Below are 18061 nucleotides of genomic sequence, written 5' to 3'. Positions count from 1 at the left end.
ATACTTTTTCTCATTGTAATGTTGTATTATAAAAAAGGTCACTCCTATCGTCCTATAATGAAAAGAATCCTTGGCATGATTTGGATAAAGCACGCCAAGGATTTATTAAGTGAAAAGTTATTATTTAGTTTGCGGTATTGTCTTTCATACAACGGACACCAAAACCAAATGTGCGCTTATTTCCTTTAGGAGTATTACAATTCGTTGCATCATAATAGAACTGTGTTCCAAAGTCTTTTTTGGTTGCAGCATTACTCCATAAGCTTATGCATCCGTTACTTGCAGGGGCAACCCGCTGCAGTGCACCGTTATTGATAAAACCGGTACTAGGATAAATAGCCGTTCCACCATTAGCGAAAGTAACACCACCCTGTTTCGTTATATCACCAGAAGCACTAGTAGTAACAGCACCTGTTTTATGATTACCGCCACTGACTGTTGATGTAAATCCACTCCATACATAAGGATGAGGAACACGATATCCCGGTGGGCATGGGTCGTAAATTGATTTCGAACCGGTAGAGCCATCTCCACCATTGCTATCATACACGGCCGAATTTCCCCATAAATCATAAGCATCTTCATTCAGCCAATTATCTCCCTTGATATACTTCATCGGATATTTTGCTATATCTTCTCTTGAGAGCAATGTCGCCACTGTAAAGTCCCAACTTACAACCTCATTGTCCTTATCATAAACTGTGGCGTGTACACTTGCAGCGTCATCACTCGGACCAATAATCGGGTCTTTACGTCCCCATTGATAGAATAAGCCGTGTGAACCCTTAGGATCGGTAGCCGTTGACCACAACTTATCATCCGTTGCACCTAAATTACGATCCATCATCATAGGCGACTGGTAATTGAGGAATGCTCCATAATCAGCATGTACAGTATATGTTTGTACCTTAGCGTTCAAATCCACATCTGTTACCCAAATATGCCAACTCCAGACAATAGTTCCTGCACCGTCATAAGCGGCAATAACGGCATTACCTGCTTCCAACGCCGTTTCATCCGAACCGTTCAGGGTAAAGTAAATATAATCATTTTTCAGTTTTACGCCGGATATCAGGCTTCTTTCGCTCTGCCAAAGAATTGAAGCCGATACAGGAGTTAACGGAGAAGGAGTGATACCCTTCTTTGTTTCATCCCCCTCTACTGCCGGAGTAATCGCTCCATTACCCATAACGGTAGCCTTAAAGCGATATTCCTGTCCTGCCTTGCCTGCCACATAGCAGTTTGCAGTTTCTGTCGCGCTTAAATCGATAGACAAGTCTTCCAAAAGTTCGGCAGTCAGATTATCCAGTTCCAGATTCAATGTGTTAATGCTGCCTGCAAGTATATTGATAGAAGCAATCGTACCAGTCAGGCTAAGGTCATCCTCACCGACTTTTTCAATCGCTACTTTTACATTGCATCGTTTCGTCGACAAGTCCATAGGATTCATAGACATATATCCGTGAAAGACCTCGTTCGCAGCAAGTGCCGGAGCATTGTCCACTCTCAACTGTATTTTGGAAGAGCCGTCAGCTATGTTGAATTGCCCGGTAGTAAGGTCAAATTTGTAATCACCGGCTAAAGCAATGCCGTCTTCTGTAGAAAAATCGATAGATTTCACTTTCCAACCGATATACTTGGTAGCCGTCTTGCAACTGATGTCCAAATATCCCAAAGCATGCTTGAAGGTCATCGGAATGGCAGTTTCCACTTCGGCAGACTTAGCTGTCGCATATGTCAGGGCAGTGTTCGTCAAATGAGTGTTCGACGTGCCCGACTGCAATTGTGAGTTACTCAAAACCCCGGCAACAGCTTTCGCTGATGTATTGTCCTTATTATAAGGAGTGTAAGCATAGAAAGTATGTTCTCCTGCTTCTTTGTCCCACGCTACCTGTGTGTAGAACATTCCCTCGGTCTGTCCCACAAAAGGAGCTGCAACTCCCACAGCAAGATTGGTTGTTTTTGTCTGCTCACAGAAGAAACCAATTTTACTATCTGCCGCCCAAGCCGTCTTATTATCACCCAACTGTGACTGGCAATTGAGGAAAATTTGATTTCCCCCCGCCGGACGCGTAAAATCAGTCTGGGTATAGTCATCGTCACTGCATGCAGTGGCAAGAAACGCTGCACAGAGTCCTAAGACCGGAAATATAGATTGTTTTTTCATCTTTGTATGATTTAAATTTTAATGAATGATATGAATCTGACAGGCAGATTAATAACCCGGTGTCTGCTGTACCAACGGGTCTTTCGACATTACAGTAGCATCGACAGGCCATAACAGATGCTTCTCAACAAGGTCGCCCGAAACGCTAATCTGAAGAGACTTAGCCAATTCTCCATCCTTCATACGGCGGATGTCATACCAACGCTTACCTTCACCAACAAACTCTTTAGAACGTTCTTCCAGAATCGCATCTTCTGCTGTTTCACCACTACGGGGGTATTTGTTGGCAGCATAAGCGGAACCGTATGCACGTTCACGGACACTATTGATATATGCAGCAGGATCGCCTCCCTGCAATGCTACGATTTCAGCCAGCATCAACTGCAAATCCGCATAGCGATAGACGGGCCAGTCGTTCGTGAACTTACGTATATCATTGTCCAGTTCTCCTTTATATTTATTCAAGAGTATAGCTGCCGCTCCACCGTCTACCTTATATACATCAAAGAAAGTGGCGCTACGACGAATATCGCTTTCACTGAACGTATCAAAGAACTCTTTTGCATACTGATAGTTGGATGCAGTACCATTCAGTTTCAAAGGATTCACATTATCGCCTTTGTACTCTACACCATCTGCATTCTCGAAACCTACCAGATTGGTATTCGTAGGATACATGAATTTGCTAAAGAAATTTTCTTTCTCATTCAGCATGTAGCGAATAACGAATATCATTTCTTTATTATCTTTCTTCGTTACGTCAAAAACCTCTTCAAAGCTGGTCTTGGAAGCAAAGCCGTACTTGCCGCAATCTATAATATCCTGCAACGCTTGTTTGGCTGCTGCCAGGTCGGCCGGTATATTTTTTGAGTAGACGCTTCCACCGCCAATGGGTTTTACCTCGCATCCCCACAACAGGATTTCGGCTCTCAACATCTTTGTTGCCGCCTTGCTCCAATAAGAGCTTTTGTCTGTGGAATTGATGGAAAATGCATCATCTGCGAAATAATCTTCCGATGCCTTGATGTCTCTTACAAGGAAATTGTAGACTTCTTCTTCCGTAGCCCGCGGCTGATTCAAGTCGGAAGGGGTGAAACCACCGTCCATCACGCGTGCGGTTTCAATCAGAGGAACTCCGCCATAGGTACGGAACAGATGGAAGTAATAGAAACTTCTCAATCCGTGCAACACACCCATATAATAGTTCTTTTCTGTTTCATTCAAGGCAGAACTGCCGGGGACGGACTGGATGGCATGGTTAATCTGCATGATGTCCATATAGAAGTTGCCCCAGTTGCTTATCACATAATTAGCTTCAGTGAGATTGTTTGTCACAGCCGGCACATCACTAATAGTCTGATTGAACAAAGAAGAGTTTGAGCCGTAAAAAGTTCCACCTCTAAGTTCACCCATTTTGAACAGCGCTTCCTGACGCTCGCGAACACGATAATGCAAACCGCGCACAAAGCGTTCCGCCTGATCTTTGGTACTCCAGTAATTACTGATACCATAGGAGTCTACCGGACTCAAGTCCAAATAATCGCAAGACTGCATGACTCCTATCAACAACACTAATAATGTATATTTTATATTTTTCATAATGCTATCTTTCTTTATGATTTTAGAACACGACCTTTAATCCCATCAGAACTGTCTTAGGCAAAGCGTATCCGCCTTTATCGCCGCTAGTAGTTCCATATTCGGGAGTGTAGAGACGATTGTCCGTTATATAGAACAAATTCTGTCCGGTAAGCGTCACTGTCACTTTATCCATCAGGACTTTTCTCGTCCACTGCGAAGGTAAATCGTAGCTCAAAGAAATCTCACGTGCACACAAATAGGAAGCATCTTCCCAGAACAATGAAGTGTTACGGGTATAGTTCTTTTTAAAGTTAGTGTCGTTAGTCATCAATACCGGAAGTTCCGCACCCGGATTATCTTCCGTCCATGTCTTTTTAGCCAAATCCGGGACATTGAAGTGACCGGAAGTGATACCCATGAAATATTGATAACCGCTATTCCATTTCTTATATCCCAGTGCATAGTCGAATCGGGCAAACAAGGTCAGACCTTTCCATGTAACGGACGTATTGAAACCACCCATCCACTTTGGAATTTCGTTGCCAAGCTTCACTTGGTCGTACGTGTCGATAGTTCCGTCACCATTCACATCGTACCATACAGCATCACCCGGAGCTAACTGCTGTGCATTTTTCTGCTGCTCAACTGTCAACTGTGCATAAGCTGCCGGGCCATATACCGGTTTAGAGGGAATCTTGTCCACGTAATAAGCATAGTTTGCCAAATCGGCTTCGTCACGCACGACATTCATCATCTTAAATCCGTAGATATCACCGTAAGACTGTCCTTCCTGTATTCCACCCTTCCACACGGTTTCATTACTACCTTTGCCTTTGTAAACTTCCGTTCCGCCCTGGCGGTTGTTTTCGTTACCGTTATCGGGCAATTGCAGGATTTTGGATTTCACGAAAGTGATGTTGGCGCCTACATTCCACTTAAAGTCCTTACGATCAAAAATGCGGTAATTGACTTCAAGTTCCATACCCTGGCTACGCACAGCACCGTTGTTTGTCGTCATCGAGCCTACACCGGATGAAGAAGCCAAAGGTACATTGGCAATCAAGTCGGTAGTCTTCTTGTTGAAGTAGCCTACGCTCAAGTCTACCTTATTAAATAATCCTAATTCTATCGCAGTATCAAAAGAAGTCGTCTTCTCCCAACGCAATCCGGGATAAGCAATATCGTTAATCAACAGACCGTAAATACCGTTGTAGTTACCGGCATTTGCATAGCTGCCCTGCAATTCGTACAGCCCGATACCGTTCACGTTACCATTCTGTCCATACCCCATACGAACCTTTATGTTGGAAAATATATCCAGATATTTCTCCATGAATTCTTCACGATACACATTCCATGCGGCACTGACACCGGGGAAAAATCCCCAACGGTTGTCTACCAACTTGGAATAGCCGTCGTAACGTCCGGAAAAAGAGAAAAGATACTTGCTCTTATAATCGTAGGTCGCATTTACGAAACCGGACATGATACGCTCCTGTGTATGAGTGGTAGACATGTTACGGGTAGATTTCCCATTGGCATCCAACGGGGCAGTAAACTGCAACCCGATAAAGTCGTCGGAAGTAGCTCCCTGACCTGAGGCCGAGAGTCCGTAGCTATATTTGTCTATTATTTCAAAACCACCGACTGCACTGACGTTATGGTCACCGAATGAGGCATTATAATTAAGAATGGCGTTATAAGTCTGATCCAGTTTGCGCGCATAAGTGGCAGAGGCCTTGCGGGTAGCATTCAACTTACCGGGAGCAGTAGGCAACTCTTTATCAAAAGATTCAGTTTCTTTCATCCAAAGATACCACATACCACTCAGTTTCAGGCTCAGTCCTTTCATCAAATCCACTTGGAAAGAAGTTCCCAACGTGGTCTTATAAGCCGTATTTCTGCGATAGTAGTAGTTCTTCATCTCATTCCAGTTGGCATTCTGGGTATTATTGAGCAGTGTAATAACTGTTCCGTCCAGATTAGCCCCTTTGAAAGTAGGCGGAGCCGCAGCCACCACACTCCAGAAATTAGCGTCGCTCATGTAGTTAGGACTAGTCTCCGAACGTGAAAAGTTTACGAAACCGGAAGCTTTCAACCAACTCTTAATCTTATATTCACCGTTTAAGTTAAAAGACAAACGCTGGTATCCCGACTCCAGTGGGAAACCCGTTTCATCATAATATCCGATGCTTGAGTAATACTTGCCTTTATCGTTTCCGCCGGAGAATGAAACATTATAATCCTGCGTCCAGGCATCCTGTGTGTTCAACTTCATAAAATCAGTTTCCTTGAACAATAGATAATTGTCTGATGCAGGATCTTTCATCGATTGCCAGCCGTAGTCCAGAAGATATTTGTTCTTATCCGTCAGAATAGATGTACTATAGATACCATTGCTGCTTTTATTTCCGTCGGCGGTAATGTCATTTCCTGTACCCCATCCGTTCACCAGATTCAAATCGTCTCCACTACGCTTTGCCGCCATACGCTCCCAATACAGATAGTCACGGGCATTCATAAAATCATAGTTGTCGCGGGCAAAACCTTTACCGATATTTACGTTCAAAGTTACAGTTGTTTTTCCCACATGGCCGCTCTTGGTAGTCACCAATACTACACCATTGTTGGCACGTGCTCCATACAACGCTGTCGCAGCAGCATCTTTCAAGACTTCGATAGACTCAATATCGTTGCTGTTGATATCGTTCATATCGGATTTCTGCACACCGTCGATTATATACAACGGGCTACCGGAACCGTTCAAAGAAGCACCTGCACGTACCTGAATAGAAGGTCCTGCTCCCGGCTGACCGGAAGTTTGTGTAACACGTACACCGGTAACCGTACCTGCCAAAGCTGTCAACGGATTGGAACGTACACCTTTCTCCAAAACTTCGGAAGACACTTTGGATATAGCTGCCGTCAGTTTATCTTTAGTAACGGTTTTACCATAACCCGTGACAATAACTTCCTGCAAACCTATGGCATCATCTTTCAGCACTACCATAATATTCTTACGTCCATCCACCGGAATATTCTGCTGGGCATAGCCTATGTATGAAAAAGCAAGAATCGATTTGCTCTTCGTCAACGTTAACGTATATTTCCCATCCAAATCTGTAATAGCACCATTTGATGTGCCCACTTCCAATACAGAGACACCAATCAAAGGCTCTCCCGCAACATCTTTCACAACACCACTTACCGCTTGCCCGACTTGTGCATACATGCTGCCGATGGAACAAAGCATGGCCACTACCATGAAAATTACTTCCCGGCAGTACTTTAAATGTCTTTTTCTCATATTAAAGAGGTTATTTAGTAGATAATATAAACAGTTCCAATCTCATCCATCCGACCGGACGAGTTGATAGCTTTTGGAATCCCGGCTCATTACCGAGTTCGGCAATAACAGCCATGTCACCATCAGGCAAAAGAGCCATACATGTATACCCTGCTGCTTTGTCATAAAGCACTATCTGACCTGCGGGGTCAAATGTATGCGAATGCCCACCAAAGAATTTAGCTTTAGCCAAATATAATATACCGCGATCATCGTGAGCATCTGTTGCAGTAATCCCTTTCGGTCCGCAATAATACAGCCAGTCATCTTTTACTATAACACTTCCTGCACAGCCTTTGTCAGGAGTAGGTAGTGCTGTCGGAGCATAATCTGAAAAAGAAGGCCATTTGGCTCCACCATCTGTACTTACATAGTTTTGACGGTATCCGTTATAACGGATATTTCCAATCAATGCACCATCAGGAGCTTCCGTAACTGTCCATTCACCGGATTTATTAGGTTGCCCGGTTTCCCATGTCACCCCGTTATTATCCGACCACATAGCTGTATTTCCACCATTTGAAACGGTTCCAGCAGCTTCATCCACTTTGAAAGTGCGTATGGGAACAATCAGACGGTTCTTATATTGTTCACTCGATGTCATTTGTACCCCAGAACCAGGACCGAAGCTACCAATCATTCTTTTCGCACCGCTAAAAACCCCAATTGTCACCTCGTCTGTGAGATCTTTTCTTGTCCAATTTAATCCATCATCTTCCGAAGTGTACATAATAGCTCTATTATTATAACCTTGCTTGGCAGACTCTTTACCTACGGCATCCCATAAAGAGGTAAACAAAAAGATTTTCCCTGTAACTTGGTCAACAACAACAGTCGGATCCATATATGACAACTTTGACGAAGTAGCTTGATTGGTTAAATTCTTTTCAGTCCATGTTACTCCCTTATCAGTAGTACGCTTCATCAGAATATCTGTCCGACCCGCCTTGTCTTGCCAAGTCCCATAGCGAGCTTCACAAAAAACGAGTATGCTACCTTTCTTTGTAACCGCTATGGCAGGAACACGATATGAAATGTCATTACTTGCTTTTGAATTGAATACGGTAATTGTTGGAGAAGTTACCTCCCATACCGGTTCTGAATCAGGGTCAGGATCAGGATTTGGGTCCACAACTTCATCCGGATAAGGTACCGGACTGAAGTCATTAACGTTATCATCTGAGCAGGCATTAAAAAAGAACAATCCAATGCTTAAAACTAGAGCATTAAATAAGTATTTCATAAATAAAAAAATTAAAGATTAATAATAGGCACTAAAATTAAATCTAGCTTCATCCAGTCAGCCGGACGTTTAAGAGGTTTTATATTAGGTAATGATTTACGAGTAAACGATTGCGTATCTGCTGTCTCAAAGATTATCGCCATCCGTCCGTCCGGTAGCAAAGCCATACAGCTGTATCCGGAAGCTTTGTCATACAAAAGCAGACCATCATTCCAAGTTTTCCCGCCATTACAGCTTTTATATAAAGTCAATCCAGCTCTTTCGTCATATTCCGGTGTTTCCGGAATTCCCTTTATTCCAGAGAAATAAAGATGTGCATTTTTCCCTAACACACTAGCTTGGCAGCCTTTAGACACGCCAGGCAGAGCCGGCTCTTTCACAGCTTTACTCCAAGTCATGCCGCCGTCTTTGCTATATGCTACCATACGTGCACCTGATACCCGGGCATTATACACTAAAACTCCATTTGGAGATTCTGCAATCTGGAACTCATTATCTGTATCTCCATTTCCGCCTACTGTCCACGTTTCACCATGATTGTCAGAGAAAATAGCAACGTCATGTGCAGTTTTTCTTTCTGCATCTGAAATACGGGCTGGCAGAATTAAACGTCCTTTGTACTTCTCACCTACCATCTGCAATCCTGCTCCCGGACCAAAACCATATATATAACGTCCATCAGGTATCAAAGATGCAGTAACATCGGCAGGAGTAGACCATGTCTGACCATTATCATCCGAAGTGATAAGGATGGCACGGTTGCCAGCTCCTGAATGATCCTTTGCCGGCCAGAAAGTCGTAAAAAGAAAGACTTTGCCAGTGTTTGAATCCAAAATGGGGGTTGGATCCATATAAGCACCGGTAGTTCCCTTTGTCAAATCTTGCATAACCGACCATGTCTGACCATTATCTGTGCTACGCTTCACTACTATATCTGTACGACTTTTATCTTGCCAACTTTCTCTACGCGCTTCACAAAATACAATCAAAGAACCATCTTTAGCTGTCAATAATGAAGGAATACGATAACTATTCACATTATCATCCCCGGCAGAAAACACGGTGTATTTAGGAAACTCAGAAAAAGTGTTTTTAGCGCCGGACTGCGCTTCTCCTTTCATACAAGAAAAGAGAAGCATAAGTCCTGCTAATAATATGCTTTTCAATATACGCATAGTAATAGTTTTAGATTTTATCTTTAAAAGCTACGTAATATTTCAAAGAAGTTCCTTGCAAAGCATATAACTACGAATCATCATACGAGGTATATGGAAAGGACCTTTAAAGAGATTCCCTTTGGCGGGTTGGGCTACGGTACCGTCACGATGAAGATAACCATACCATTCTCCGTACTCCGTATCGGGGAAAAGAGCATACGTCCAATCACTGATCTGCTTGTGCATCTGAAGATATTTCTCATCTCCGGTAGCTTGATAAGCATATAAAGTAGCAATAATAGCTTCTGTTTGCGGCCACCAGAATTTCATATCCTGAGAATAGTCTTGAACCGGAAGATTACGGCAGTCACGGAAATTGATGATTCCACCGAACTCCTTGTCCCATCCCCATTCCCAAGACCAATCAAGAATTTGAAGAGCCAATTGGAGTAAATCCTTATCCCAGTTGCGATATTTAGCTTCTTCCATGATGAACCAGGCTGTTTCAATACAATGTCCCGGATTTATGAGACGTCCGTTACAAGTATCAATAAATTCACCATTGGGTCCTACCATCTCAAGCAAAGCTTTGAATTCGGGATGGATGAAGTATTGACGCAATGCTGCAATCGAACGGTCGATCTGTTCTGTCAACACCGGGTCATCAACAACCATACGGATTCGAGAAGCTGTGTTTATCAAGATCATCGTTATTGAATGACCTCGTGCTTCCAATGAAGGCAGATATTTCGGTTCCAGCAAACCGGGAGTTTCTAAGAAATGCTGTATGCTCTTGAAAATCTCCAAAGCTCTTTCTGCATATTTTTTATCACCGGTTGCCAAAGCATATTCAGCCATTGCAATAGCAGCAAACCCCTCGGAGAACACATAACGACGTTTACGCAAAGGAGTACCTTCTTCCGTTACTTCAAAAAACATGTGTCCGTCCGTATCAAAGCAATGGGCTTCTATAAAGTCAATACAACTTTTCGAAGCGGAAAGCCATTCGGGATTCTTCTCTATATTATTATATGCAAATGCTGCTATGAAACCAAAACGTCCCTGAAACCATACAGACTTCGTAGTATCTATTATACTACCATCGCGATTGACGCAAGTATAGACACCGCCATGCTTACGATCCAAGCCATGCTTCATCCAGAACGGCATAATGTTATTCATTATGTCGTCCTTATAGGATATAGCCCATTGATTTATGTATTCTGTTACGTTCATGACCTGTACGATTAGAGTTTATTGCAACGTTCGAAAAAATGGATTGCTTCCAATTCTGCTTTCATCTGCGCCTCTTCCGCATCTGTCATATTCTGGAACGGAGTACGGTTCTTACCTAAATCAAGACCTATCAATTTCATGATGCGTTTTCCGCCGACTATATTTCCACGGAAATGGCAGATGACGTTAATCACTTCCTGTGAGAAGTTTTGGCGTTCGCGGGCTGTCTCCAAATCACCGGCTTTCCATGCATCAATAATACCGACTAATTCTTTTCCGTTATAATTGGTAGTTCCGCCAATGCCACCCTGAGCACCGCCCATAGCCAGACAAGGAAGAATCGTTTCGTCCTGGCCATGCAACATATCAAACTTACCATTCTTATATAAACGACACTGATTGTACTCATACATGCTTTCAAAAGTATATTTGATACCCGCGAAATTAGGAATACGTCCGTCTACTGCTTCCAACAGTTTAACCATTGGCAAAAAAGCGCCATTAAATGCCGGAATATGATAATAATAGAAAGGAAGTTCGGGTGCACCGGATGCAATCTCTTCGATGTACTTAACTAATTCTTCAATACGTCCAATCTTCGGAAAGGGTGGAGCCATAGCACCAATCCCCCATGCACCAATTTTTTGTGCATGTTCGGCCAGCATACGGCTCGCCTTCACACAGCAACTACCAACATGCACGATTACTTTAAAACCTTCGGGTGCAACAGATACCCAGCGTTCGGCCAGTTGCATGCGTTCTTCTTCTGTCAGCATATAGCCTTCACCGGAAGATCCATTGATAAAAACTCCTTGCAGCCCATTCTTTACCAACATTTTGGCGTATGCTTCAATTGGTTCTAAATTTATTTCACCATTTTCATAAAAAGGAGTAAACGGTGCATCAATAAGTCCTTTAATTCGTTCCATCATTTTATTTTTTATAAAGTTAGTATTATTCTCAATCTACCATATTATCTGTCTTCGGTCTTAAGAAATAGATTTGAAGTACCAATGCCACAGTCACTACAATACTTAACATGGCAAATCCTTGTCCCAAGCTTCCACCATCTGTCCATTTGCCAAGAAGTTCGGTCACGGCAGCTCCGGCAAATACTCCGGTCATATTCATTATGCCATAAGCAGTTGCACGGTGTTTTGCCGAGACAAACTGACATAGGATAGGCATATTATTTGCATCAAATATTCCAAAACCAATACCAAAGAGCAGACCCGCACCAATCACACTGATAAAACTATGACCAAAACCGAGCAAAAGCAACGCCGGTATAGTCATTCCCAGGCCAATAGCTCCAGTATAAATACGTCCACGAATATTTTTTTGCACCCAACGGTCGGACAATATTCCACCTAGAATAACACCGATAAAAGACGATACTGCAATTGTTATGGTAGAGATCGGACCTGCCTCGGCCATAGGAATATTCAGGCTATCTGCAAACAATGTCGGAAGCCAGTTTTTTGTAGCCCATCCCGGAAGGCTGGGAGCAGCAAAATAGATAAGAATTATCCAAAATGCCCAGTTAGTAAATAGTAAAGAAAGACCACTTATAACAGAGGGTTTCTTCTCTTTAGGAGCATTGCCTATTTCCTTAATAGCAATATTATGGATAGGATTTTCTTTCAAAAATAATATAAGTACCAAAGAATAGGCGATACCAACAATACCAAACCAGTGAAAAGTAGCTTGCCAAGAAAAAGCCGCAGCCGCCGTAGCTCCGAAACCACCGATAGCCTGTCCTACATACAATCCCGTCATATGTACTCCTACCGCTAAAGAACGCGATTTCCCTTCATGCCAGTCAGCAATCAACGACAAAGCCGATGGAATATACAACGCTTCACTGACTCCCATTATAGCACGCAACCAATAAAGTTCGTGAAAATCTTGAGCATATCCCATCAAGAAAGTAACAGCAGACCAAACAAAAAGACTGCCAACCACCAACCATTTACGATTTACCCTATCTGCTATTATCCCGGCAACAGGACTCATAAAACCATATATCCACAAGAAAATAGCCATCAAAGCACCAAAAGCCTCTGCTTTATTCAACTCCACAATATCGACTTTCATAGCTTCTTGCATAGTAGAAAGCATCTGACGATCCATATAATTAAGAAGCGCCACTATCCACAATAAACCAACTACCACCCAGGGATAAATACTCTTGTTTTTCATATAAAGTAATTTTTTATGTTTCACTCGTATTAAACCACTTGCAAACATAGCGACATTTTTATTATTATCCAAACATTTAATTAAATATTTTATTATATAGTCACAGATTAATTAATAAGCAATGCATAACAATAGCCTACACAACTAAAAAGGTAGCGTTACTACAAATAAATAACGCTACCTTTTTTTTGCATTGAAAAGCAAACCAATAGTAAATCAAAGCTTGACTTTAGCTATTAACTTACGAATTTTACCATGACCGATAACCGGCGCATGAGGATCTTCCGGATATACAATCACAAATTGCCCCGGCAGCAGATTAACATAAGTAGTAGGACGATCTGAATATAAGGCACATTCTTCCTCTTTAGAATATGCCTTAACCTCATTTTGCAAATCCTCTAAAGCTTTCCAGCCAATCGTCTCTGCGCCCTCTAACAGAATATGCACATCAATGTAATCGTGATGCAACTCTAAAACCTGCTTATCAGGAGCTACACACTCCGGATTTACATTATTAATAAACAGGCGCTCACCATCAATCTCAATACGCCCCAAATCCGCATGAAGTAAATCATGCGTTTTCACATAATCAAACAGAAGCCCAAACATAGGATGGAGCCCTTCAATGCGCTGACTATTTTGCAGATTAGATACAATCATATTTCTCCTTTCATTTATAGTAAAACAATATCTGCACAAATATAGGGCTAATATTTAATATACACACCTATATTAATAAATTTATTTATTATATCAATTTATGAAACCAGATATTTTGCATTAGTCATTTATGCCAAAGAAGAATACAGAAATGGACATTACAACAAATTCAAATTCGTCAAACGCCTATTAATAAATAAATTTATTATCTTTGTGGAAAAGGTGCGACAAGAGGTCGTCTAAGTAATTGTTCGAGATTACAATCGAACCTATTGTTCCGTCAATAGTAGCCTACGAAGGCGTGCTTAGCTGGTAACGGCTTGGTGCGAAGCCCTTCAGACAACGACATCTTCGATGAGGAAGAATGAACCGTAAGGTACATTCAACAAATACAAATATCCTGTAATTGAGATGGCCAGGCTGACCGATATGAACAACAGATGTGAATCGTTACACCATCGTCACAAAGAAAAGGCTTACGGATATTAATAAGCCTTGACCAAAAGGTAAGCAGACAGGATAGTCCTCTCTTTTTTAGGGCTACACGGATGCAGTTCTGCCGGTGGATAGACGGGTTCTAAGTCGGTCATGAGTTACTTGTACGAAACTTGGTAAGCCCGTATATCTCCTGTTCTTTTTAAGAGCGGGTAAGCCGCCCGTAAGGAACGCCGAATGATATGCGGGTAAAGGATTGCGGAGAAAGCGAATGCCCCCTTGTAATGAGGAGGATAGAGGTTCAAACATCACCTCACGTGAAAACGGGCAGACTTCCGCAAGATAATTCTTTGCTAAAGGAATGTGGAACTTTTGTAATGAAGAAACAGCAAATGGGCGGAGTGAAAACGAAGTGTGCGTCTTCAACCAGAAACGCAAGCGGATGGAACAGTATTGACTGGAACAGATGCGAACGCAAGGTACGAAAGCTGCAAGTCCGCATAGCAAAGGCTCAGAAAGAAAAGAGATATAACAAGGTGCAAGCCCTGCAACATCTCTTGGTTATCTCTTTTGGAGCCAAGGCATTGGCTGTAAAACGAGTGACATCCAATAAAGGAAAACGAACATCGGGAGTGGATAAAGTAAAATGGGCTACTCCTACAGATAAGCTGAACGCAATTCGTTCTTTGAAAAGACGTGGGTATCGTCCCAGTCCGCTGAAAAGAGTGTATATCGCCAAAAGTAACGGGAAGAAACGTCCGCTGGGAATACCGACCATGAGGGACAGAGCCATGCAGGCGCTTTATCTGATGGCGTTAGAACCCATAACAGAAACAACGGCAGACGACAATTCTTACGGTTTCCGTAAGTACCGTGGCACCGCCGATGCGATAGATGCCCTGCATAGATGGTTAAGCAGAGATTGTTCCCCACAGTGGATACTGGAAGGAGACATCAAGGGATGCTTCGACCACATCAGTCATGAATGGCTTCTCGGTAACGTACGAACTGACAAGACCGTACTCAGGAAGTGGCTCAAATGTGGTGTGGTATTCAATAAATTGCTTATCCCCACCGTGGAGGGCACTCCGCAAGGAGGCATCATCTCCCCGACCTTGGCGAACACCACGCTGGACGGAATGGAAAAGCTGCTGGAAGAAAGATATGCCAAAAAGTATATGAATGGAAAGTTATACTATCCGAAAGTGCATCTTGTAAGGTATGCCGATGATTTTTGTGTCACGGCAGATAAACGGAAGACACTGGAAGAGATTAAGGCATTGCTGAACGACTTTCTGGCAGAAAGGGGATTGACACTCTCGCAGGAGAAGACGAAGATTACGCATGTGAAAGACGGTTTTGACTTTTTAGGCTTTAATATCCGGAAATACAACGGAACATTATTAATCAAGCCATCGAAGAAGAGTCAGAAACGGTTCACAGAGAAGCTGCATGATATTATATTTAGTCATAAATCGGTATCACAGCAGGTTTTGATAGAAGAACTCAACCCCGTATTAAGAGGCTGGGGAAACTATTACAAACATGTAGTATCAAAGCGAGTGTTCAGCAAGACAGACCACATCTTGACCTTACAGTTAAAGAGATGGTCATATAGAAGGCATACAAACAAGTCGAGGAAATGGATAAAGGACAAATACTTTATTAAGATAGGTTCAAGAGACTGGATGTTTGGCTTTAATTATGAGGATTGCGATAAAAAGTATACCTTTGTATTATTGAAGTTGGCAGACATATCGATTGAACGGTACATTAAGATAAAGAAAGAAGCCAATCCATTTGACACAACTTGGGATGCCTACTTTGAAAGACGACAAAAGAAAGGTTGGCGGGTTCGTTCCGCGAAAGTGGATACTTTATCGGAAAGCGCATTAATAATGTGACTGAACCGATTTAATTTTGTGAGAATTAAATTTAGAATTATCGGAGCTGTATGCGGGGAAACTCGCACGTACAGTTCTTAATGGGGAAAGCGGGGGAAACCTCGCTGACCTACATAACAATAAAGAAGAACTAAGATGAAACAACATTTACTGAAAGAAATAGAAGCAGGAACCAAAAATGCTCTTCTCAAGAAGAAGATTATTACGCATTATATATATAATGGTAGTTCTACTATTACAGATTTAGCAAAAGAGCTAGATCTTAGTGTCCCAACTGTCACAAAATTCATTAGTGAAATGTGTGAAGAAGGCTATATTAATGATTATGGCAAATTGGAGACAAGTGGCGGACGTTACCCCAGCCTGTATGGTCTTAACCCCGAATCCGGATACTTCATTGGAGTAGACATCAAGAAATTTGCGATTAATATAGGTTTAATCAATTTCAAAGGTGATATGGTAGAATTAAAAATGAATATCCCTTTTAAATCTGAAAATACTTCAGAAGCACTTGATGAGCTATGCAGACTTATTCTTCAATTTATAAAGAAAGTAGATGTTGATAATGATAAAATATTAAATATCAATATCAATGTTTCCGGCAGAGTAAATCCTGAATCCGGTTATAGTTTCAGTCTATTTAATTTCGAAGAAAGACCCTTAGCAGAAGTACTAACTGAGAAAATTGGATTTCGGGTAACAATAGATAATGATACACGCGCCATGACCTATGGAGAATACATGAAGGGATGCGTAAAAGGAGAAAAAGATATTATCTTTGTAAATGTTAGTTGGGGATTAGGCATCGGCATTATTATTGACGGGAAAATATATACTGGAAAATCGGGCTTTTCCGGAGAATTTGGACATACAAATGTCTTTGATAACGAAATCATTTGTCATTGCGGAAAAAAAGGATGTCTGGAAACCGAAGCGTCCGGTTCCGCCCTTCATAGAATATTAATCGAACGTATTCAAAATGGAGAGAGTTCTATTTTATCAAACAGAATCTTATCAAAAGATAATGCATTGACTCTTGATGAAATTATCGCTGCCGTGAATAAAGAGGATTTGCTCTGTATCGAGATAGTAGAAGAGATCGGACAGAAACTTGGAAAACAGATTGCAGGATTAATAAATATCTTTAATCCCGAATTGGTTATCATAGGCGGAACCCTATCATTAACCGGTGACTATATCACCCAGCCTATCAAAACAGCAGTACGCAAGTATTCTCTAAATCTGGTCAATAAAGATTCAGCCATCATGACTTCCAAATTGAAGGATAAAGCTGGCATTGTAGGGGCTTGCATGCTGGCACGCAGCAGAATGTTCGAGAGTTGATTCTATCTTCTGCGCCGAGAGAGAAAGTTATCTATAAAACGAACAATATAGACTACGGCAACTCCGGCAACAACTAAAACAATAATACGGCTTAACATAGATTGTATTTTTATATTTCACATAAAATCCAGACAAAGAAACATTCCTAGTCATACAAAAGGAATTCTGTAAGAAAAACGAAACGCTGATTATTTGATTAATAATCAGCGTTTTCTAATTTGAGAGCCGCTAGCCAGACTTGAACTGGCGACCTACGCGTTACGAAGTCCCGTGTAGCGGCTTTAATACCAAGCTGATTACTAATATATTAGACATCCTTTTCTAAGCTTTTCAAAAAACAATCTACTATACAATTGCTATTTTTAAGGTAGAATTGAAATGTTAATAATATATTTTATAAAGTTGACTAATAAAATTTGAATCCTATTTAAAGTCCCTTACATCATAGCTAGTTCCATCTATAAAGATGGAATTTCCAATTGTAGTGAATGAAACTTGCTCTCTTACCATTCCGCCATACGAATTCTTTGCCCCGTAATCTAATTCCCAATTTACTGTATATTCTCCATCTTTAGTATATTTCTCGTCATATACCGTAAAAGAGTCAGGGTCCTTTAATATATGTTTAAAATACGCTTTGTATATTCTCCTACCATTTGATACACCTTCATCACATGATGATAATGATACTACCACAATAGCCATCATTAACAATAAAATCTTTTTCATCTCGTTTAATTTTTAATTTGTTTGTAAATCATTAAATAGATTGATATACTTCAC

At 41.6% G+C, this 18061-nt stretch carries 12 protein-coding genes; 2 read left to right on the top strand and 10 right to left on the bottom strand.

Annotated features, from left to right (window positions below):
- Positions 1-124: 124 nt before the first annotated feature.
- The 9 genes from BacF7301_RS16405 to BacF7301_RS16365 all read right to left on the bottom strand — a co-directional run bounded on the left by BacF7301_RS16405 (position 125) and on the right by BacF7301_RS16365 (position 13595).
- On the bottom strand, positions 125-2167 hold the full coding sequence (locus BacF7301_RS16405; protein WP_167964451.1) for a fimbrillin family protein: 2043 nt from the start codon (positions 2165-2167) through the stop codon (positions 125-127).
- Positions 2168-2215: 48 nt separating this feature from the next.
- Complete coding sequence (locus BacF7301_RS16400) at positions 2216-3766, bottom strand: RagB/SusD family nutrient uptake outer membrane protein (protein ID WP_167964450.1); 1551 nt, start codon at positions 3764-3766, stop codon at positions 2216-2218.
- Positions 3767-3788: 22 nt separating this feature from the next.
- The gene (locus BacF7301_RS16395; RefSeq protein ID WP_167964449.1) at positions 3789-7055 is read right to left on the bottom strand and encodes a SusC/RagA family TonB-linked outer membrane protein; all 3267 of its coding nucleotides are present in this window, start codon (positions 7053-7055) and stop codon (positions 3789-3791) included.
- A gap of 10 nt (positions 7056-7065) precedes the next feature.
- A complete protein-coding gene (locus BacF7301_RS16390; protein ID WP_167964448.1) occupies positions 7066-8337 on the bottom strand; it encodes a sialidase family protein in 1272 nt (423 codons plus the stop codon).
- An 11-nt stretch (positions 8338-8348) separates the two neighbouring features.
- Positions 8349-9512, bottom strand: a complete 1164-nt coding sequence (locus tag BacF7301_RS16385; RefSeq protein ID WP_167964447.1) for a sialidase family protein — start codon at positions 9510-9512, stop codon at positions 8349-8351.
- A 42-nt stretch (positions 9513-9554) separates the two neighbouring features.
- Positions 9555-10730, bottom strand: coding sequence for an AGE family epimerase/isomerase (locus BacF7301_RS16380; RefSeq protein WP_167964446.1), 1176 nt, complete (start codon positions 10728-10730; stop codon positions 9555-9557).
- Between the two features lie 11 nt (positions 10731-10741).
- Positions 10742-11659, bottom strand: coding sequence for a dihydrodipicolinate synthase family protein (locus BacF7301_RS16375; RefSeq protein WP_167967228.1), 918 nt, complete (start codon positions 11657-11659; stop codon positions 10742-10744).
- 31 nt (positions 11660-11690) lie between these two features.
- Positions 11691-12932 (bottom strand): MFS transporter, encoded by a 1242-nt coding sequence (locus BacF7301_RS16370; protein WP_167964445.1) that lies wholly within the window; start codon positions 12930-12932, stop codon positions 11691-11693.
- Positions 12933-13148: 216 nt separating this feature from the next.
- Positions 13149-13595, bottom strand: a complete 447-nt coding sequence (locus BacF7301_RS16365; protein WP_167964444.1) for a NanQ anomerase/TabA/YiaL family protein — start codon at positions 13593-13595, stop codon at positions 13149-13151.
- Between the two features lie 812 nt (positions 13596-14407).
- On the opposite strand from BacF7301_RS16365, the gene ltrA reads away from it, so the two are divergent.
- Both ltrA and BacF7301_RS16355 read left to right on the top strand, forming a co-directional pair.
- Positions 14408-15934 carry a group II intron reverse transcriptase/maturase gene (gene ltrA / locus BacF7301_RS16360; RefSeq protein ID WP_245208245.1) on the top strand — a complete coding sequence of 509 codons (1527 nt, stop codon included), beginning with the start codon at positions 14408-14410 and terminating at the stop codon, positions 15932-15934.
- Between the two features lie 135 nt (positions 15935-16069).
- Positions 16070-17278: an ROK family transcriptional regulator gene (locus BacF7301_RS16355; RefSeq protein WP_167964442.1), complete on the top strand. Its 1209-nt coding sequence runs from the start codon at positions 16070-16072 to the stop codon at positions 17276-17278.
- Positions 17279-17701: 423 nt separating this feature from the next.
- Here BacF7301_RS16355 and BacF7301_RS16350 read toward each other — a convergent pair whose 3' ends face one another.
- Positions 17702-18007, bottom strand: coding sequence for a hypothetical protein (locus tag BacF7301_RS16350; protein ID WP_167964440.1), 306 nt, complete (start codon positions 18005-18007; stop codon positions 17702-17704).
- Positions 18008-18061 lie beyond the last annotated feature (54 nt).

Source organism: Bacteroides faecium (genome assembly GCF_012113595.1).
Taxonomy (GTDB): Bacteria; Bacteroidota; Bacteroidia; order Bacteroidales; family Bacteroidaceae; genus Bacteroides; species Bacteroides faecium.
Note: the sequence above shows the minus strand (reverse complement) of the source record. Positions and strands in the feature narration are given on the sequence as shown.